Source organism: Streptomyces sp. NPDC033177 (assembly GCF_055577715.1).
The window spans coordinates 493,568-510,744 of the sequence record NZ_JBVIPS010000003.1; the positions used below are offsets into that span (position 1 = coordinate 493,568).

18 protein-coding genes are annotated in these 17,177 nt (G+C 70.6%); 11 read left to right on the plus strand and 7 right to left on the minus strand.

The window, feature by feature from the left end; translation table 11 throughout:
- A complete protein-coding gene (locus ACZ5U5_RS13435; protein ID WP_469020264.1) occupies positions 1 to 336 on the plus strand; it encodes a hypothetical protein in 336 nt (111 codons plus the stop codon).
- Positions 337 to 390: 54 nt separating this feature from the next.
- Positions 391 to 1,008: a TOPRIM nucleotidyl transferase/hydrolase domain-containing protein gene (locus ACZ5U5_RS13440; protein ID WP_469020266.1), complete on the plus strand. Its 618-nt coding sequence runs from the start codon at positions 391 to 393 to the stop codon at positions 1,006 to 1,008.
- Positions 1,009 to 1,044: 36 nt separating this feature from the next.
- Here ACZ5U5_RS13440 and ACZ5U5_RS13445 read toward each other — a convergent pair whose 3' ends face one another.
- Positions 1,045 to 1,287, minus strand: a complete 243-nt coding sequence (locus ACZ5U5_RS13445) for a DUF6411 family protein (protein ID WP_367047630.1) — start codon at positions 1,285 to 1,287, stop codon at positions 1,045 to 1,047.
- A 173-nt stretch (positions 1,288 to 1,460) separates the two neighbouring features.
- On the opposite strand from ACZ5U5_RS13445, the gene ACZ5U5_RS13450 reads away from it, so the two are divergent.
- The gene (locus ACZ5U5_RS13450) at positions 1,461 to 2,684 is read left to right on the plus strand and encodes a phospholipase D-like domain-containing protein (RefSeq protein ID WP_469020268.1); all 1,224 of its coding nucleotides are present in this window, start codon (positions 1,461 to 1,463) and stop codon (positions 2,682 to 2,684) included.
- Between the two features lie 48 nt (positions 2,685 to 2,732).
- On the opposite strand, the gene ACZ5U5_RS13455 is transcribed toward ACZ5U5_RS13450, so the two are convergent.
- A complete protein-coding gene (locus ACZ5U5_RS13455) occupies positions 2,733 to 3,383 on the minus strand; it encodes a hypothetical protein (RefSeq protein WP_469020270.1) in 651 nt (216 codons plus the stop codon).
- A 68-nt stretch (positions 3,384 to 3,451) separates the two neighbouring features.
- Positions 3,452 to 4,543 (minus strand): methyltransferase, encoded by a 1,092-nt coding sequence (locus ACZ5U5_RS13460; protein ID WP_469020272.1) that lies wholly within the window; start codon positions 4,541 to 4,543, stop codon positions 3,452 to 3,454.
- Between the two features lie 179 nt (positions 4,544 to 4,722).
- Here ACZ5U5_RS13460 and ACZ5U5_RS13465 point away from each other — a divergent pair, with 179 nt between their 5' ends.
- The 5 genes from ACZ5U5_RS13465 to ACZ5U5_RS13485 all read left to right on the plus strand — a co-directional run bounded on the left by ACZ5U5_RS13465 (position 4,723) and on the right by ACZ5U5_RS13485 (position 9,850).
- On the plus strand, positions 4,723 to 5,715 hold the full coding sequence (locus ACZ5U5_RS13465) for a GlxA family transcriptional regulator (RefSeq protein WP_469020275.1): 993 nt from the start codon (positions 4,723 to 4,725) through the stop codon (positions 5,713 to 5,715).
- A gap of 89 nt (positions 5,716 to 5,804) precedes the next feature.
- The gene (locus ACZ5U5_RS13470; protein ID WP_469020277.1) at positions 5,805 to 6,434 is read left to right on the plus strand and encodes a cysteine hydrolase family protein; all 630 of its coding nucleotides are present in this window, start codon (positions 5,805 to 5,807) and stop codon (positions 6,432 to 6,434) included.
- Positions 6,435 to 6,579: 145 nt separating this feature from the next.
- Positions 6,580 to 6,657 carry a 50S ribosomal protein bL37 gene (locus ACZ5U5_RS13475; RefSeq protein ID WP_370443954.1) on the plus strand — a complete coding sequence of 26 codons (78 nt, stop codon included), beginning with the start codon at positions 6,580 to 6,582 and terminating at the stop codon, positions 6,655 to 6,657.
- Positions 6,658 to 6,962: 305 nt separating this feature from the next.
- Positions 6,963 to 9,356 carry an ATP-binding cassette domain-containing protein gene (locus ACZ5U5_RS13480; RefSeq protein WP_469020280.1) on the plus strand — a complete coding sequence of 798 codons (2,394 nt, stop codon included), beginning with the start codon at positions 6,963 to 6,965 and terminating at the stop codon, positions 9,354 to 9,356.
- A gap of 284 nt (positions 9,357 to 9,640) precedes the next feature.
- Positions 9,641 to 9,850, plus strand: coding sequence for a hypothetical protein (locus ACZ5U5_RS13485; protein ID WP_469020282.1), 210 nt, complete (start codon positions 9,641 to 9,643; stop codon positions 9,848 to 9,850).
- Positions 9,851 to 9,917: 67 nt separating this feature from the next.
- Here the strand turns inward: ACZ5U5_RS13485 and ACZ5U5_RS13490 are convergent, their stop codons facing one another.
- The gene (locus tag ACZ5U5_RS13490; protein ID WP_469020285.1) at positions 9,918 to 10,205 is read right to left on the minus strand and encodes a hypothetical protein; all 288 of its coding nucleotides are present in this window, start codon (positions 10,203 to 10,205) and stop codon (positions 9,918 to 9,920) included.
- A gap of 407 nt (positions 10,206 to 10,612) precedes the next feature.
- Between ACZ5U5_RS13490 and ACZ5U5_RS13495 the strand changes: the two genes are divergently transcribed.
- Positions 10,613 to 12,091: an esterase gene (locus ACZ5U5_RS13495; protein ID WP_469020286.1), complete on the plus strand. Its 1,479-nt coding sequence runs from the start codon at positions 10,613 to 10,615 to the stop codon at positions 12,089 to 12,091.
- A gap of 110 nt (positions 12,092 to 12,201) precedes the next feature.
- Complete coding sequence (locus tag ACZ5U5_RS13500) at positions 12,202 to 13,011, plus strand: SDR family NAD(P)-dependent oxidoreductase (protein ID WP_469020289.1); 810 nt, start codon at positions 12,202 to 12,204, stop codon at positions 13,009 to 13,011.
- A 30-nt stretch (positions 13,012 to 13,041) separates the two neighbouring features.
- Here ACZ5U5_RS13500 and ACZ5U5_RS13505 read toward each other — a convergent pair whose 3' ends face one another.
- The gene (locus tag ACZ5U5_RS13505) at positions 13,042 to 14,181 is read right to left on the minus strand and encodes a hypothetical protein (protein ID WP_469020291.1); all 1,140 of its coding nucleotides are present in this window, start codon (positions 14,179 to 14,181) and stop codon (positions 13,042 to 13,044) included.
- Between the two features lie 180 nt (positions 14,182 to 14,361).
- Here ACZ5U5_RS13505 and ACZ5U5_RS13510 point away from each other — a divergent pair, with 180 nt between their 5' ends.
- Positions 14,362 to 15,207 (plus strand): aldo/keto reductase, encoded by an 846-nt coding sequence (locus ACZ5U5_RS13510; RefSeq protein ID WP_469020294.1) that lies wholly within the window; start codon positions 14,362 to 14,364, stop codon positions 15,205 to 15,207.
- 16 nt (positions 15,208 to 15,223) lie between these two features.
- On the opposite strand, the gene ACZ5U5_RS13515 is transcribed toward ACZ5U5_RS13510, so the two are convergent.
- Positions 15,224 to 15,763: a GNAT family N-acetyltransferase gene (locus ACZ5U5_RS13515; protein WP_469020865.1), complete on the minus strand. Its 540-nt coding sequence runs from the start codon at positions 15,761 to 15,763 to the stop codon at positions 15,224 to 15,226.
- A 62-nt stretch (positions 15,764 to 15,825) separates the two neighbouring features.
- Complete coding sequence (locus tag ACZ5U5_RS13520; protein WP_469020297.1) at positions 15,826 to 17,145, minus strand: aminotransferase class I/II-fold pyridoxal phosphate-dependent enzyme; 1,320 nt, start codon at positions 17,143 to 17,145, stop codon at positions 15,826 to 15,828.
- Positions 17,146 to 17,177: the final 32 nt, after the last annotated feature.

Below are 17,177 nucleotides of genomic sequence, written 5' to 3' on the forward strand. Positions count from 1 at the left end.
GTGACGGCTGTCGCCGTCGTCGGCCTGATGGCCGGCTGCTCGGCACACGACTCCGACACCGCGCGGGACGAGGAGCGGCGGCACACCTACTGCTCCGCGCTGGGGAGTTGGCAGCAGGAAAGGAACGAGGCGGCAGACAACGAAGGCTTCGGCGGATATACGGTCGTCGCCGCCGCGAAACAGCTGAACCAGAACGGACTCGACCGGGACGGCAGCCACATCCTCGATGACACCACGCGGGCCGTCGACGGCGACACGGCCGCCGAGGGACGCGTCATGTCCTACTGCGACGACGCGGGTTACGAGACCTTGATGAAGGCGGGCCAGGCCGGATGACCCCGCCGTCGAATATCGCGTGCCCTGTCGTCGACGACGGTGCAGACTCGCCCCATGGCGGACATGGGGGCGTTCCGGGACGCGGTCACCGACTGGGCGGCCGGCGGGCCCGGCGGGGCGGCGCGTGAGCTGGCCGTGCGGGTCGGGGTGCGGACGGCGGTGCTGCTCGAAGGGCCGAGCGACCGCGAGGCCGTCGAGGCGCTGGCCGCGCGGCGCGGCCGGGACCTCGCCGCCGAAGGGGTGTGCGTCGTCTCGATGGGCGGCGCGATGAGCATCGGACGCTACACCGAACTCCTCGGGCCGCCCGGTCTCGACCTGCGGCTCGCGGGACTGTGCGACGCGAACGAGCAGCCCTTCTACGACCGTGGTCTGGAGCGGGCGCGGGCACCGCGCCGGGACTTCTTCGTCTGTGTCTCGGATCTGGAGGACGAACTCATCCGCGCACTGGGTACGGCGCGGGTCGAGGAGAGAGTCCGGGACGGGGGCGACCTGCGGGCCTGGCAGACCTTCCTGCGCCAGCCGGCCCAGCACGACCGCCCCCGCGAACAGCAGTTGAGGCGTTTCCTCGGCACGAAGAAGGGCCGCAAGATCCGCTACGGCCGCCTCCTCGTCGATGCCCTCGGCCCGGAGATGACACCGGCCCCGCTCGACGACCTCCTCACGAGCTTGTGAGCCGGGTCCTTGTGAGCCGGGCCCTTGCGAGCCGGGTCAGAAGGGCATGCGGCCACGCGTCCGCCGCCCGGCCGAGCCACTGCGGCCCACGGCCTTGGAACTGCTGCGGAACGGCTTGCTGAAGAGCCGGCCAAGGATCCCGGGGGCCTTGCTTCCGGCGCGGGAACCGGCTCCCAAAGTGCGCTGGGTTCCTCGCTCGGGGTGCCGGGAAAGACGCGGCACGAAGAACGCGAGAACGGCCAGAACGATACAGACAGCGACTATGCCGACAATGATCACGAAAGGCTCCCTGTTTCGAGGCGTGAGTGCCGTGTGCCCGGCCGGGCGAGGTGTATGCGCGGGGGCCCGACCGGCCCGGCGATCCGACCGGTACAGTCGGCTCGCCGCTCAGCCCGTGCCGGACCGGGCGCCGCGGCCAGAGGACTCCCTTCGCGTACCGGCCAGGTGACACCATGACCAGCACGCAGGAACCGCCCGAGCTGACTCCGGCGACGCGGGACGGGGCGGGCGCGCCGTCCATGGAGGACCGCGTCACGCGCATACGACGGCGCCTGGAGCGGCTGATAGGCATCGCGGCGACCGAGGGCAACTCGCTCACGCCCCTGCGCAACGGGGACGAGATCTTCGCGGCCATGCTCGCCGGGATCCGCCGGGCCGAGCACACCGTGGACATGATGACCTTCGTGTACTGGAAGGGTGACATCGCTCACCAGTTCGCCGAGGCGCTCGCGGAGCGGGCCCGTGCCGGGGTGCGGGTGAGGTTGCTCCTGGACGGGTTCGGCAGTCGGCTGATCGAGAGCGAGCAGCTCGACGCGATGGACCGGGCGGGGGTGCAGGTGGCGTGGTTCCGCAAGCCGCTGTACCTCTCCCCGCTGAAGCAGAATCACCGCTGCCACCGCAAGGTTCTCGTCGTCGACGAGGAGAGCGCGTTCACCGGCGGGGTGGGAATCGCGCAGGAGTGGTGCGGCAACGCGCGCAATGAGAACGAGTGGCGCGACACCCATGTCGAGGTCCGCGGGCCCGCGGTGGACGGTATCGCCGCGGCGTTCGCGCAGAACTGGGCGGAGAGCCACGACGAGCTCTTCGACGAGCGCGACCGGTTCATCGAGCAGCGGCCGCAGGGCGACGCCATCGTGCAGGTGGTCCGCGGCTCGGCCAGCCTCGGCTGGCAGGACATGCAGACCCTGATCCGGGTGATGCTGGAGTCGGCCGAGGAACGCTTCCGGCTGTCCACCGCGTACTTCTCCCCGGACGCGTACTTCATCGAGCTGCTGTGCGACACCGCGAGGCGCGGCGTCGAGGTGGAGATCCTGCTGCCGGGGCCGCACACCGACAAGAGGGTCAGCCACCTCGCAGGCCAGCACTATTACGACGACCTCACCGCGTGCGGGGTGAAGATCTTCCAGTACCAGCCGACGATGATGCACGCCAAGATCATCACGGTCGACGGCGTCGCCTCGCTCATCGGCTCGACGAACTTCAACCGCCGCTCCCTCGATCACGACGAGGAAGTCATGCTCGCGGTCCTGGACCCGCGGTTCACCGCCACGCTCGACGCACACTTCGACGACGACGTGACGGCCAGCGACCTGATCCGTCCTGGCCGCTGGAAGAGACGCTCGATGCTGCAACGGGCCCTCGAGTTGTCCGTACGCCCCATCCGCCGCTTCCTCTGACGAGGCCGATCCGGGGACGCCGGGCTTTCGCGGGCCCGCTGCTTCAGGTCAGCCGGTGATGGCTCCGGTGTACTCCGGGAAGTCCAGGTTCGCGGCCTCGCTGCTGCGCTGCACCGTGACGATGATCTTCTTGCCGTACTTCGTCTCCAGCACGTTGTCGTTGGTCTTCGTCGCGGACACCCCCGGGGCCAGGCGCCCCTCGAGCGGTTCCGCCCCCTTCTCGAACGCGGTCTGCGAGGCCTCGCCGCCCTTCGTGGCGCCCTCGACGATGAGGGAGAGGTCGTCGAGGGCGACGGCGGACTTACCGGAGTTCGTCAGCTTCAGTCGCACGCGGAAGTCGGTGTTGCCGGGCTCGGCGGACTCCATCAACTCGGCGTCGTGGTCCGTGAACACCTTCGCCTCGGTGACGGAGACCTTCAGGCCGTCGGGCCACGTGTAGGACTCGCCGAACTTCAGGCCCGTCGCCTTCTTCTCGGATCCGTCCGCTTCGGTGCCGGCGCCCTCGTCGGAGCAGTGCTTCGTCCAGTCGGCCTGACTGATGTTCTCGTCCGCGCAGTCGACCTTCTTCGAGGCCGAGCCCTCCGAGTCGTTCACCGTTTTCGAGTCGGCCTTGTCGCCGTCCCCGCCGTCGCTTCCGCCGCACGCGGTCAGAGCGGCCAGAAGCATGGCGGCCACAGCCGCGGTAGCGCGAACGCGCATATGTCCCCCCAAAGTTGTGCCAGGCGGAACACGGTAGATCACCTACGGTTGAAACGTGGAGTACGTGATCAGGTCGTGACGCGTGTCGCCGTCGCAGTGGCCCCCGCCGTCGCCGTCGCTTCGATGAGACAGAACGGTTCCGCGTGCGTCAGCGGGGTCACCGAGGTGAGCGTCAGGTCCGCCCTGCGGCACAGGTCCTCGAAGTCGGGCCGCGTCCGCTCCCTGCCGCCCACGTTGACCATCATGTTGAGGTCGGTGAGATACGTGAGCCCGGCGGTCTCCGCGTCGACGACCTCGGGCAGGACCGGCTCCACGATCAGCACGCGCCCCGACGGTGGCAGCACCTCGCGGCAGTGGCGCAGGATCGCGACCGCCTGCTCGTCCGGCCAGTCGTGCAGGATGCTCTTGATCAGAAAGGCGTCGGCGCCCTCGGGAACCGAGCGGAAGAAGTCCCCGGCCACCAAGGAGCAACGCTTCGTGAGCCCTTGTCGCTCCAGCGTCGCCGGAGCCTGGGCCAGCCCCTCCTCGGTGTCGTAGATGATGCCTGTCAGGGAGGGGTGTGCGCGGAGCACCGCGCTCAGCAGGGTGCCGTCTCCGCCGCCGACGTCGGTCACGGTGGTGAAGCGGCCGAAGTCGTAGGCGTGCGGCAGGACCGCGGCGGTCGCCCTGACGGCCTGGCTCATGGCCGCGTTGAACTCCGCGGACAGGTCGGGGGACTCCTTGAGGTGGGCGAAGAAGTCCTTCCCGAAGATCGCGTCGAACGCGACGTCACCGGTCCGCACGCTGTCGTCCAGATGCTCCCAGGCACGCAGCATCGTCGGCTCGGTGAACATCCGTACGAGCGAAGTGATCGAGTCGGGGCGACCCGGGTCCAGCGTGGCGCCCGCGGGGGTCACCGAGAACGAGCCCGCGGTGTGTTCGCGCAGCAGCCCCAGGCTCGCCAGGGCGCGCAGCAGCCTGGTCATCGGCTGGGGGCGCGCCCCGGCCTCGGCGGCCACCTCGGCTGCCGACCGCTCCTTGTCGCCGATCAGCTCCATCACCCGCAGCCGGACGGCCGCGCGCACGGTCTGCGCGGCCAGGCTTCCGAACACGAGCTGTGCGACCAGCTCACGGACGCCCTCGGAGTCGTTGTCGTTCGTCGTGGTGTCGTCGTACGCCATCGTTGCTTCCCTTCGACTGATGCTGAAGCCCCTCGGTCGTGTGCCCTCAGGCTTGCCGAACGGGAAGCGGCCGTATTGGACGAATGTTCCCGTCGGCGCAGCCGGCCGCCGAGGGGGATGTCCGGATGTGACAGAGAACCGTCATTGCGGCCATCGGCCGACGCGGTGAGGATGGGGGCATGCCCACTCCGCACCGTGTCGTCATCGCGGTCTTCCCCGATGTCGACCTCCTCGACGTCACAGGACCGGCCGAGGTCTTCGCACTGGCCGGCCGGGAGACCGCGGGCCGCGCCGGCTACCAGGTCCGCCTCGCGGGACCGGTCGCCGGCGAGGTCCGTACGTCGGCCGGGGTGCGGCTGATGGCCGACCTGGGGTTCGACGAGGTCCGCGGCCAGGTGGACACCCTGTTGGTGCCCGGCGCGGTCGACATGACCGACAGGGGCCCGGTCGCCCGCATCGACGCGGACGTCGTGGAGTGGGTGAAGGCGACCGCTCCGCAGGCCCGCCGGGTGGCTTCGGTGTGCGTGGGCGCGCACGTGCTCGCCGCGGCCGGACTCCTCGACGGGAAAACGGCGACGACCCACTGGTCGACCGCCGCCCAGCTCGCCGCCGAGCACCCGGCCGTCGTCGTCGACCCGGACCCCATCTTCGTGCGCACCGACCGGGGCCGGTTGTGGACCGGGGCCGGGATCAGTGCCTGCCTGGATCTCGCCCTGGCGCTCGTGGCCGAGGACCAGGGCGAGGAAGTGGCCCTTTCGGTGGCCCGGCAACTGGTCATGTACCTCAAGCGCCAGGGCGGTCAGAGCCAGTTCTCCGTACCCCTCAGCCGCCCCGCGTCCGCCCGCCGGGACATCGATGAACTGCGGCTGTGGATCGCAGAGAACCTCGACGAGGACCTGTCGGCGGCGGCACTGGCGGCCCGGATGTGCCTGAGCGAACGGCACTTCGCCCGGGTGTTCAAGCAGGAGACGGGCACCAGCCCCGCCGACTACGTGGAAGCCGCCCGCGTCGAGGTGGCGCGCCGCCTCCTGGAGACCACCGACAGACCGCTCGACCAGGTCGCGACTGCCGCCGGGATCGGCTCGGTGGAGACGCTGCACCGAGCGTTCAACCGGCAGCTCGCCACCACCCCGGCGGCCTACCGCCGCCGCTTCCGCATCCAGCCCACCTGATCCCACCACCCCTCAGGCACACAACACACAGGCACACGGGCGAACCCCGCGGCTTCGCCATGCCTCATTCACGAAAGGTTCCGCACCTCATGAGCACGCACACGCACCAGCCCTCCACCCCCCTGCGCGCCGTGATCGGCCTGGACGACCAGCCGCCCCGGCTGAGCGAATCCGCACTGATCCTGATCGACTTCCAGAACACATACCGCACCGGCGTCATGGCACTGAACGGCGCCGAGGAGGCCCTCGCGGCAGGGGCCCGCCTCCTGGAGCGCGCCCGTGCCGCGGGCACGCCGGTCGTCCACATCCTCAACGACGGCGGCGAGGGCTCCCCCTACGACATCCGCGCCCGCATCGGGGCCATCAGCGACGAGGTCGCCCCGGTGGAGGGTGAGGCGGTCGTGGTCAAGCAGTTCCCCAACTCCTTCCACGCCACCGAACTGGAGAAGACGCTGACGGATCTGGGCATCGCCCCGGGCAGCGGCAAGGACCTGGTCCTCGCCGGCTTCATGACCCACATGTGCGTCAACTACACCGCCCAGGGTGCCTTCAACCTCGGCTACCGCCCCACCGTCGTCGCCGAGGCCACCGCCACCCGCGCGCTCACCGCCCCGGACGGCACCGTCCTGCCCGCCGCCGCGCTCCAGAGCGCCGCGCTGACCACCATCACGGACCTGTTCGGCACCGTCGTACCCACCGTCGAGGCGCTGCCTGCCTGAGTGACGGGCCTGTGGGGCGCGGTATGCCACAAGTGGTGCACATCGTGTCGTAGGACACGTCATTACCCGGCGTCGTCCTGGGTAGGGAGTGCATGATCGCCTGGGCTCGCGCCCGGGAAGCAATACCGGAACCACGGAGGTACCCATGTCCTCGAAGCGACGTCGCAAGAAGAAGGCCCGCCGCAAGAACGGCGCGAACCACGGCAGCCGCCCCCAGTCCTGACGACGGGCGCGGCGATCGGGGGCGGCACCATGCGGTGCCGCCCCCGAAGCATGTCCTGACCTGACCAGACCGGTCAGGAATCGAGAAGCGCCGGCCCCCGAGCCGCGCCTAGCGTGCATCCCATGGACGTCACCCTCCACGCGAGCTGCCTCCCCCCTGACGCCGCCAAGCGGAAGGACAGCGACCCGTTGCCGCGATCACGCCGACGAAGTAGAACCTGACGTAGTGCTCGACGAAGATCGGATCGGGCCAGGCGACAACGACGGAGACCGCGCGGGCGGCTCCGCCCGACAGATGGAGAAACCATGAGCCCGGCCAAGAGAAAGACCACGCAGTCGCCTGCGCTCCACGCCGCCGACAGCCACGACTTGATCCGTGTGCACGGCGCGCGTGTGAACAACCTCAAGGACGTCAGCATCGAGCTCCCCAAGCGACGCCTGACGGTGTTCACCGGCGTCTCCGGGTCGGGCAAGAGCTCACTGGTGTTCAGCACGATCGCCGCGGAGTCGCAGCGGATGATCAACGAGACGTACAGCGCCTTCGTGCAGGGCTTCATGCCGACGCCGGCGCGCCCCGAGGTCGACGTACTCGACGGTCTCACGACCGCGATCATCGTCGACCAGCAGCGGATGGGCGCCGACCCCCGCTCCACGGTCGGCACCGCCACCGACGCCAACGCCATGCTGCGCATCCTCTTCAGCCGGCTCGGCAAGCCGCAGATCGGCCCGCCCAGCGCGTACTCGTTCAACACCGCGTCGGTCAGGGCGAGCGGCGGCATCACCGTCGAACGCGGTGACGCCAAGACCAAGACCGTGAAGGCGACCTTCAACCGCACCGGCGGCATGTGCACGCGCTGCGAGGGCCGGGGCACGGTCTCCGACATCGACCTCACCCAGCTCTACGACGACACCAAGTCGCTCGCCGAGGGCGCCTTCACCATCCCCGGCTGGAAGTCCGACAGCCAGTGGACCGTGCAGGTCTACGCGCAGTCCGGCTTCGTCGACCCCGACAAGCCGATCCGCAAGTACACCAAGAAGGAACTGCGGGACTTCCTCTACGGGGAGCCGGTCAAGGTCAAGGTCAACGGCGTCAACCTCACCTACGAGGGGCTGATCCCCAAGATCCAGAAGTCGTTCCTCTCCAAGGACAAGGAGGGGATGCAGCCGCACATCCGGGCCTTCGTGGAGCGCGCGGTCACCTTCACCACCTGCCCGGAGTGTGACGGCACCCGTCTCAGCGAGGGGGCCCGGTCCTCGAAGATCAAGAGGATCAGCATCGCCGACGCCTGCTCGATGGAGATCCGTGATCTCGCCGAGTGGGTCCGCGGCCTCAAGGAGCCGTCCGTGGCGCCGCTGCTCACCGCGCTGCAGCAGACCCTCGACTCGTTCGTGGAGATCGGCCTCGGCTACCTCTCGCTCGACCGGCCCGCGGGCACGCTGTCGGGCGGTGAGGCACAGCGCGTCAAGATGATCCGCCACCTCGGCTCCTCGCTCACCGACGTCACGTACGTCTTCGACGAGCCGACCATCGGCCTGCACCCCCACGACATCGAGCGGATGAACAAGCTCCTGCTGCGACTGAGGGACAAGGGCAACACGGTGCTCGTCGTCGAGCACAAGCCGGAGGCCATCGCGATCGCCGACCACGTCGTCGACCTCGGGCCCGGCGCCGGTACGGCCGGCGGAGCCGTCTGCTTCGAGGGCACCGTCGACGGGCTGCGGGCCAGCGACACGGTCACCGGCCGCCACCTCGACGACCGGGCCGCACTCAAGGAGACGGTGCGCGAGGCCACCGGCACGCTGGAGATCCGCGGCGCCACCCGCCACAACCTGCAGGGCGTCGACGTCGACGTCCCGCTCGGGGTGCTGTGCGTGGTCACCGGTGTCGCCGGTTCCGGCAAGAGCTCCCTGATCCATGGCTCCGTCCCCGCGTCCGCGGGGGTGGTCTCGGTCGACCAGGCGCCGATCAAGGGCTCGCGGCGCAGCAACCCGGCGACGTACACCGGTCTCCTCGAACCGATCCGCAAGGCGTTCGCCAAGGCCAACGACGTGAAGCCGGCGCTGTTCAGCGCCAACTCCGAGGGGGCCTGCCCGACCTGCAACGGCGCGGGCGTCATCTACACCGATCTGGGGATCATGGCCAGCGTCGAGACCCCTTGCGAGGACTGCGAGGGGAAGCGGTTCCAGCCTGCGGTCCTCGAATACACCTTCGGTGGCCGGGACATCAGCGAGGTGCTCGCGATGTCCGTGGCCGAGGCGGAGGAGTTCTTCGGTGAGGGCGAGGCGCGCACCCCGGCCGCGCACAAGATCCTTGAGCGGCTCTCCGACGTGGGGCTCGGCTACCTCAGCCTCGGCCAGCCGCTCACCACGCTGTCCGGCGGCGAGCGGCAGCGGCTCAAGCTGGCCACCCACATGGCGGAGAAGAGCGGTGTATACGTCCTCGACGAGCCGACGACCGGTCTGCACCTCGCGGACGTGGAGCAACTGCTCGGGCTGCTCGACCGCCTCGTCGAATCGGGGAAGTCGGTCATCGTGATCGAGCACCACCAGGCGGTCATGGCGCACGCCGACTGGATCATCGACCTCGGCCCCGGCGCGGGACACGACGGCGGCAAGATCGTCTTCGAGGGCACGCCCGCGGATCTCGTAGCCGACCGCTCCACGCTCACCGGCGAACACCTCGCGGCGTACGTCGGCTGACCACCAGGCCGGGCGGAGAGTATGGACCCGAGGAGGTTCCGCGCGACTGACTCGCACGGATCTGTCACTCAAACGTGTGCCGCAGTTTCAAGAGCGACACTGACGCCGGAGGTCGGCGTTGAATGGGTGCGAGCAAATTCGAGGACCGCGCCCAGACGATCCATGGGGACAGTGTTCTGTCTCCGACGCTCCATCAAGCCCGCGGCATGCGCGTGCCGCGGGCTTCATGCCGGACGCGGACCAGTTCTTGAAGTGCCGGGAGCGAAAGGATCGTTGGACTGCGCATGAGCGATGCGGGGAACGGGGTCCCTTCGCCGCGGCCGCCCCGTGCCGAGACCAGGACCGGCGGCGGGGGGCCTGTTTCGCAGACCCCGATCTATGACGCGCTGGTACGTGAGTGGCAGGCACAGAACCGCGAGCTGCCGCGGGCGCCCGCCACCACGCGCTCACGCTGGGAGCGCGTCGACCCGCAGGACCTCTTCCACCGGGGCTGACCGGCTGCGTTGCCGTTGCCGCTGTCGCTGCCGCCGCGGGCAGGGCGCGGTGAACGGCCGTGCCGCGTCACGTGAGCGGGGTCGCCGGCTGGGCGTTGCTGAGCCAGCGGCGGATCGCGAGGGCGACGGTGTCGTCGAGCGTGCTCAGCGCGTCGATGGCCCTGGCGTCGTCGGGGTGGGGAGGGATGCCGGCCGTGGTGAGCGTCGCGTGCAGGCTCAGGCGGTGTCGGTCGCGGGGCGCGAGGACGGTCGGGGCGGCCATGTCCAGGCGCTGCGTCGGGTCGGGCGGGGGCAGCAGGAAGTCGGCCTCCGCGTCCCAGTCGACGGTCGGCAGGATGGTGGCGGGCGAAGTCATGGCGGCTTCCTCACGACGTGCGGGCAATGCCTGTGTCGGTCAGGAAGCGGTCCGGGGCCCCTCCGGTTGCACCGGGCCCGCCACAACACCCGAACGCGGTAATCGCCGGGCGCCGAGCCATATGAACTGCTCACAAGGCCCGTTGAGTGCTTCTGCCAACGGAGTAGACACAAACCCTGTACACGGCAAGCGAGTTAGAGACGGATGGCGTCTACGCCGCGAATCCGTGCTGCGGCGGTCCTGTGGCGGCCACGAGCCCAGAGGGAATGACACGCCCCGCTTCTGACCAGGAGGTCGCGTACAACCCTTGTGCCTCATGCGGTGTCGAACAGGACGCCGGACAAGGAACGGGCCCTTTCCGGACACCCTCGCGCCTGCCCGGCCACTTTCCTTCTCAGGAGCCGCTCGTGCGCAAGAACCGTTCGGCCGCCCTCGCCGCGGCCTCATTCCTTCTTCTTTCCGGAGCGGGCATCGTCGCCGCCCCCTCCGCCGTCGCCGGCACCCCCGGGGGTACGCACGCCGACGACCGCAACAGTGACTTCAACGGCGACGGATACGAGGACGTGCTGGTCGGAGCCCCGGGGGCGACGGTGAGCGGCCACAAGGGCGCCGGTCTCGTCACCGCCCAGTACGGCTCCTCAAGAGGCATGAACACCACCTCCGTCGACCGGTTCAGCCAGTCGACGGCCGGTGTCGCGGGCGCCGCGGAGGCGGCCGACGGCTTCGGGACGGCCGTCGCCACGGGTGACCTGGACGCCGACGGCTTCGACGACGCGATCGTCGGCATCCCCGGCGAGGACATCGGCGACACGGCGGACGCGGGCGGGGTGGCGATCCTGTGGGGCTCGAAGGACGGCCTCAGCGGTGCCGACAGCGACTGGCTTGAGACCCAGGAGCCCACCAAGGGCGAGCAGTTCGGCCTGAGCCTCTCCGCCGCGCACCACACCGACGAGACGCCGGGCGACATCCTCGGCGTACTGGACCGCGACGACCTGGAACTCTTCGCGTACGACGCCGCTCCGCAGGCCGACGGGCAGGCCCCGCTGCGGCGCCAGGAGACCAAGCGGCTCTCCGCGGCGGCCGAGGAGCGCGACATCACGCCGAAGTCGCTCACCACCGGCGACTACGACAACAACGGATACGCGGATCTCGTCGTGTCCGGTGTGACCGTGGGCGACGAGCCGGGGCACGGCTGGTCCGCGTACTTCTCGGGCAACGCCGACGGCCTCAAGTACGAGCACGACCTGCGCGGCGGACCCGTCGCCGCGTCCGGTGACATCAACCACGACGGCTTCGACGACCTGGTGACCGGCGAGCCCAACTCCCCGGACGACGGGGGCGAGACGCAGACCGGCGGCCTGGTCGGCGTCCGCTACGGCGACGCGGGCGGCCTCAAGGACGAGGCCAAGTGGTGGACGCAGGACAGCGTGGACGTGCCCGGCGTCGCCGAGCGCGGCGACGGCTGGGGCGCCGACCTGTCCGTGGCGGACACGAACGGCGACGGATACGCGGACGTCGCCATCGGCGCTCCCGGCGAGGACATCGGTACGGTCGCGGACGCCGGGGCGGCCTGGGTGCTGCGTGGCTCCGAGCACGGTCTGACGGGGGTCGGCGCCAAGTCGTGGGACCAGAACTCCACGGACATCCCCGGCGCGGCCGAGAAGGGCGACAAGTGGGGCGCCCAGGTGCGCCTGACGGACCCGAACCGCGACGGCCGATTCGGTCTCCTGGCCGCCGCACCCCGCGAGAACGCCGGTGACGGCATCGTGTGGGTCCTGTCCGCGGGGGCGGGCGGCGTCACCGCGTCCGGGTCGTGGACCTACGGCGCGGAGTCGCTGGGCGCGCCGGGCACGGGCGCGGCCTTCGGCGCGGCGATCGACGAGTAAGGTCCGACGGCCCGCGAGGGCCTTCGGGCAGGTCGACCGAACGCGGTCGTGAGCAGCCTACGTATGATCGCGGCCTATCGCTCACGACCGCGTTCGGAGGCTGAACAGGCATGACGGAGAGTCGAGTTGTCGTCGTCACGGGCGGCGGGACGGGCATCGGTGCCGCCACCGCCCGGCAGTTGCGTGCTGCCGGGCACCGTGTCGTCGTCTCCGGACGGCGCCCCGAGCCGTTGCGCCGCGTCGCCGAGGAGACCGGTGCGCTGGCCCACCCCGCGGACGCGGGTGATCCCGCGGAGGTCGCCGGCCTCGTCGCGGCGACCGTCGAGGCCTACGGCCGCGTCGACGGGCTCGTCCTCAACGCCGGGATCGGGCGCAGCGGGGCGGTCGGCGATCTCTCCGACGAGGACTGGGACGCCGTGCTGCGCACCAACCTGACGGGTCCCTTCCTGCTGATGCGGGCCGCGCTTCCCCACCTCCTGGAGACGCGCGGCTCGGTGGTCGCGGTCGCCTCGGTCGCCGCGCTGCGCAACGGCGTGGCCAACGCCGCGTACGCCACGTCCAAGGCGGCGCTGCTCCAGCTGTGCCGCTCCCTAGCCGTCGACTACGGCAAGGCCGGCCTTCGCGCCAACACCGTGTGCCCCAGCTGGGTGCGCACCGAGATGGCAGACCGGCGGATGACCCGGTTCGCCGATGAGGCGGGCCTGGGGGACGGCGGGGCCGACGCGGCGTACGAGGAAGCGACGCGCCTCGTCCCGGCGGGCCGGCCGGGAGAGCCGGAAGAGGTCGCCGAGGCGATCTCCTGGCTGCTTTCGCCCGCCGCCTCCTTCGTCAACGGCGCGACGCTGACCGTCGACGGCGGGGTGACGGCGGTGGACCCCGGCACCTCCGCCTTCGACTTCAGCATCACGCCGAGGGCCTAGAAGCCAGAGCGGGGGCGGCGGGCACAAGGGTCAGCCGAAGCGTTCCACGCGGAGCTGGGCGGGTGGGTACGGCGAGAACGAGGTCGTACCCACCGACCAGTGGCCGCCGTCCGTGCCGGGGATCGGGGTGATGGCCTGGGGCAGATAGGTGGACGGCGTCTCCGGACCGCGTTCGCTGTGCCAGGCCGTGCCGTCCCAGCGCAGGTAGTGGGCGCGCTTCTGGTCCCAGAAGTCCCAGCCGCAGATCCGGTCCGGCTGCCCCTTGGCGTCCCCCGCGATGCCGCTCAACAGGCCGACGGTGAACGGCGCCTGGACGTTGGTCCACTGGGTGCCGTCCCAGTGCTGCAGCGTGACGCCCGGCGGTTTGCCGGGCGGTCCCCCCGGGCCGTACGCGAATCCGGTGAGCCAGATGTCGTCGTGCGCGACCGGGAGCAGTCCCGTCACCGAGCCGCGGATGCCGAGCGTGCGGGGCACCACCGTCCAGCTGCCGTCCCAGCGGGCGATGATGTCGCCGTAGACCCACACCTCACCGCCGGGCGTCACGTGAACGCCGGTCGGCGTGGGCGCGGCCTCGTCCGGCAGCGGCCGGCACCAGCGCCAGGTCGTGCCGTCACCGCGCATCAGGCCGGCGCGGTCACCGTGCCGCCCCGAGACCCAGAACCGGCCGTCGGGGGCAGCGGTGACGTCGGTCAGCTGTGTCCCCGGTTCGCCCCGACCGGGGAAGTCCGCCTCGCGCCAGGTGGCGCCGTCCCACGCGAGGAGCTGGTCGCGCCCGGCGGTGTCCGTGCCGATGGCCCAGGCGCTGCCGTTCGCCGACATGCCGTCCGGTGAGGCGGCGACCGCGCGCAGTCCGCCTCTGTACGTCAGGTGGGAGAGGTCGGTCCGTGACCAGGCGGTGCCGTTCCAGCTGAGGGCGAGCGGGGTGCCGAGCGTGCCTCCGTTGCGGCCCTGTTCGCCCACGGCCCAGGCGAGTTGGGGGCTTGTGGCGGCGACCGCGAGCAGGTGGGCGGCTTCCTGCGCGGCCGGTGCGGTGACGTGCTGCCAGGCTCCTGCCGAGGCGCCGGGCCGTGGGGTGGCGGGCCGTGCGGTGGCGGCGCCGGATAAGGGGACGGGCAGGGTCAGCCCCGCGCCGGTGATGGCCAGACCGCGGACAAAGACTCGTCTTCGCATGAAGGAACCCTTCTAGAGGCTTGCGGCTTGAGACCTTTCGGGAGGCAACACCCTGAACCGGGTGTGGTGAGCCGTCAATGCACGGGGGTGCGCAATTCCCGGTGGGATGGGCGGGACAGGCGGGAACCGTTCACGCATGCGGTTCGTCGTCGTGGTGACAGTTGTTGAGCGAGGAGGAGCATGACATCGAGCACCTTCCGTATCGGCGGTGACATCCCGGTCCGCCGCATGGGGTTCGGGGCGATGCGGCTCGCGACCGAGGCCGGAGCGGCCAGGACCGCCTCCGTCGCGGTGGCCCGGCGGGCCGTGGAGCTGGGCGTCACGCTGATCGACACGGCGTTCATGTACGGATGGGGCGCCAACGAGGAACTTCTGGTCGAAGCGCTGTATCCGTACCCCGACGACCTGCTCATCGCGACCAAGGTGGCGATCGAGCGCCCGAGTCCCGGCGAGGAGGCGCAGACCAACGGACGGCCGGAGTTCCTGCGTGAGCAGGTCGAGCAGGCCCTGCGCCGGCTGCGCGTCGAGCGGATCGGGCTCCTTCAGATGCACCGCCTCGACCCGAAGGTGCCGCTCGCCGATCAGCTCGGCACGCTGCGGGAGTTCCAACTCGACGGCAGGATCGGGCACATCGGCCTGTCGGAGGTCACCGTCGACGAGCTGCGCGAGGCGCGGCAGATCGTGGACGTGGCGAGCGTGCAGAACCGCTACAGCGTGCTGGACCGGGAGCACGAGCCCGTGCTCGACGCCTGTGACGCGGCGGGGATCGCCTTCCTGCCCTGGCGGCCGGTCCACCCGGCGGCCTCGACCGGGGCGGCCGAGATCGCGGCCGTCGCGGCCGAGCTCGACGCCACCGCGGCGCAGATCGCCCTGGCCTGGCTGCTCGACCGTTCGCCCGTCGTGCTGCCGATCCCCGGCACCGCCTCGCTCGACCACCTGGCGGAGAACGTCGCCGCGGCCGATATCCGGCTGAGCGCGGAGCAGCGGGAGCGTCTCGACCGCATCGCGTTCCCCGCGCAGGGCTGAGGCGGGACCGGCCCGTTCACGGAGCGGGCCGGTCGATCCGGTAGAGGTGGTGGGCGCGGTCGTCGAGGGGATTGTCCGGCTCCAGCGACACCTCGGCGATCCGCCGCAGGCCCGCCTTCTCCAGGGCGCACCAGGAGGCGTGATTGCCCACGTGCACAGGGACGAGGACCGCGGTGGCATCGGGGTGGTCGCTCCAGGTGGCCTCGACGATCGCCCGGATCATGCGCGTGCCGAGCCCCTGGCCGACGTACGAGGGTTCCCCGATCAGGTAGTCGATGCTCATGGCGCCCTCGGGAACCTCCGCCTGTCCGGCCAACTCGTCCCCGTACTCAGGGTAGTCGGCGAAGCGGCAGCGCTGGACGAGGCCGAACGGTACGCCGTCAAGCAGCATGAGCAGGTCCTCCGACGGCTCCTCGTCACGGGCAGCCGGGCCGAAGTCGCGTGCCACCGCCTCGGGCGAGGTCTCGTGGTTCCACCAGCGTGCGACGAACGGCTGCTCGAGCCACCGCCGCAGCAGGGGGAAGTCCGCTTCGCCGAGCCGACGCCAGCTGATGATCCGCATGCCATCCACCGTCTGCCTCCTGCCTTTCGTCTCTCGCATTCTGTCCTACCGTGAACTCAACCTCCGTACGTGGCCTCGGAGTCGTCGAGCACCGCGGCGAAGTCCCCGGCGAACCGAGCCGCGTCCGGCGCCTCAAGCGTGGCTGTGGTGATCCGTACGGCGGTGGGTGTGGCGATGCGGAAGCGTGAGCCCGCGGCCACCCACCACCCGTGTGAGCGCAGGCCGTTGACCACTGCGGACTCGTCCCGCACCGGTACCCACACGTTCATCCCACTCACGCCGCGTGCCGCGATGCCGTGCCGCGCGAGCTCCGCGATCAGCGCCTCGCGCCGCTCGGTATAGGCCTGTTCGGCCCGCGCGACCAGTGTCCGCGCGGCGGGATCGGGCAGCGTGCGCTCGACCGTCTCCTGCAGCAGGTGACTGACCCATCCCGAAGTGAGCAGCATGCGGCCCTCGTGCCTGGCCAGCGTGGTCGCGTCGCACGCCAGCGCCGCCCACCGCAGGTCGACGCTCAGATGCTTGGACACGGTCCGTACCTGCGCCCACCGCGCGAGCCCGCCGGAAGCCAGCGAGTACGAGGGTGCGCCCGCGACCTCCGCGTTGTGGTCGTCCTCGATGACCAGGACGTCCGGGACGTCACCGAGTGCTTCGAGCAGAGCGTCGCGTCGCGCCTCCGAGAAGCAGCCGCCCATCGGATTCTGCCCCCGCGGGCTGCACACCACGGCCCTGGCCCCGGCCCGCAGCGCGACGGTCAACGCGTCCGGCCTGATCCCCTCGTCGTCCACCGCGACCGGCAGCATGCGCAGGCCCAACGCCGGTACGAGATCGAGGAGATGGTGGAATCCCGGGTCCTCCACGGCCACCGCGTCGCCCGGCTTCAGCTCTGTGGAGAGCAGCCGCGCCATGCAGTCCAGTGCCCCGTGCGCGAAGGTCACCCGGCTGTCGGGGATCCCGTCGCGGGCGAACCACTCACGGGACAGTTCCTCAAGCCCCGTACGGCGCGGCGAGCTGCGGTGCGACCCGAGAACGGGGGCCACGTGCTCGGGCGGCAGCAGTACGGGCATCAGTGCCGGGTCCGGATGTCCGCCCGCCAGATCGCACACTCCGTGCGGCACTCTCGGGGGCCGACGCGCGCCGACCGCGGGCGCCTGCGCGACCACCGTCCCGCCCCGTCCGCGCGTCACCACGATCCCGCGCTGCCGGAGCTCCTTGTAGGCCGTGGCCACCGTCCCCGCGCTGACCCCGAGGTCATCGGCCAGTCTCCGCACCGGAGGCAGGGCGTCGCCCGGACCCAACCCTCCTTCGGATACGGCCTGTTCGACCGACGAGGTAATGCCCTTGGCGGTCGTGCCCTTGATCGCATATTGTGCTGCCACGTAAATAATTATGTATCAGTACAAAAGTCGGA

Bases quoted from the DNA above. Each gene is read 5' to 3' on its own strand.
- ACZ5U5_RS13480 (WP_469020280.1), top strand. From the start codon at position 6,963: ATGAGCCCGGCCAAGAGAAAGACCACGCAGTCGCCTGCGCTCCACGCC.
- ACZ5U5_RS13490 (WP_469020285.1), bottom strand. From the start codon at position 10,205: ATGACTTCGCCCGCCACCATCCTGCCGACCGTCGACTGGGACGCGGAG.
- ACZ5U5_RS13505 (WP_469020291.1), bottom strand. From the start codon at position 14,181: ATGCGAAGACGAGTCTTTGTCCGCGGTCTGGCCATCACCGGCGCGGGG.
- ACZ5U5_RS13450 (WP_469020268.1), top strand. From the start codon at position 1,461: ATGACCAGCACGCAGGAACCGCCCGAGCTGACTCCGGCGACGCGGGAC.
- ACZ5U5_RS13465 (WP_469020275.1), top strand. From the start codon at position 4,723: ATGCCCACTCCGCACCGTGTCGTCATCGCGGTCTTCCCCGATGTCGAC.
- ACZ5U5_RS13460 (WP_469020272.1), bottom strand. From the start codon at position 4,543: ATGGCGTACGACGACACCACGACGAACGACAACGACTCCGAGGGCGTC.
- ACZ5U5_RS13440 (WP_469020266.1), top strand. From the start codon at position 391: ATGGCGGACATGGGGGCGTTCCGGGACGCGGTCACCGACTGGGCGGCC.
- ACZ5U5_RS13455 (WP_469020270.1), bottom strand. From the start codon at position 3,383: ATGCGCGTTCGCGCTACCGCGGCTGTGGCCGCCATGCTTCTGGCCGCT.
- ACZ5U5_RS13475 (WP_370443954.1), top strand. From the start codon at position 6,580: ATGTCCTCGAAGCGACGTCGCAAGAAGAAGGCCCGCCGCAAGAACGGC.
- ACZ5U5_RS13485 (WP_469020282.1), top strand. From the start codon at position 9,641: ATGAGCGATGCGGGGAACGGGGTCCCTTCGCCGCGGCCGCCCCGTGCC.
- ACZ5U5_RS13470 (WP_469020277.1), top strand. From the start codon at position 5,805: ATGAGCACGCACACGCACCAGCCCTCCACCCCCCTGCGCGCCGTGATC.
- ACZ5U5_RS13510 (WP_469020294.1), top strand. From the start codon at position 14,362: ATGACATCGAGCACCTTCCGTATCGGCGGTGACATCCCGGTCCGCCGC.
- ACZ5U5_RS13500 (WP_469020289.1), top strand. From the start codon at position 12,202: ATGACGGAGAGTCGAGTTGTCGTCGTCACGGGCGGCGGGACGGGCATC.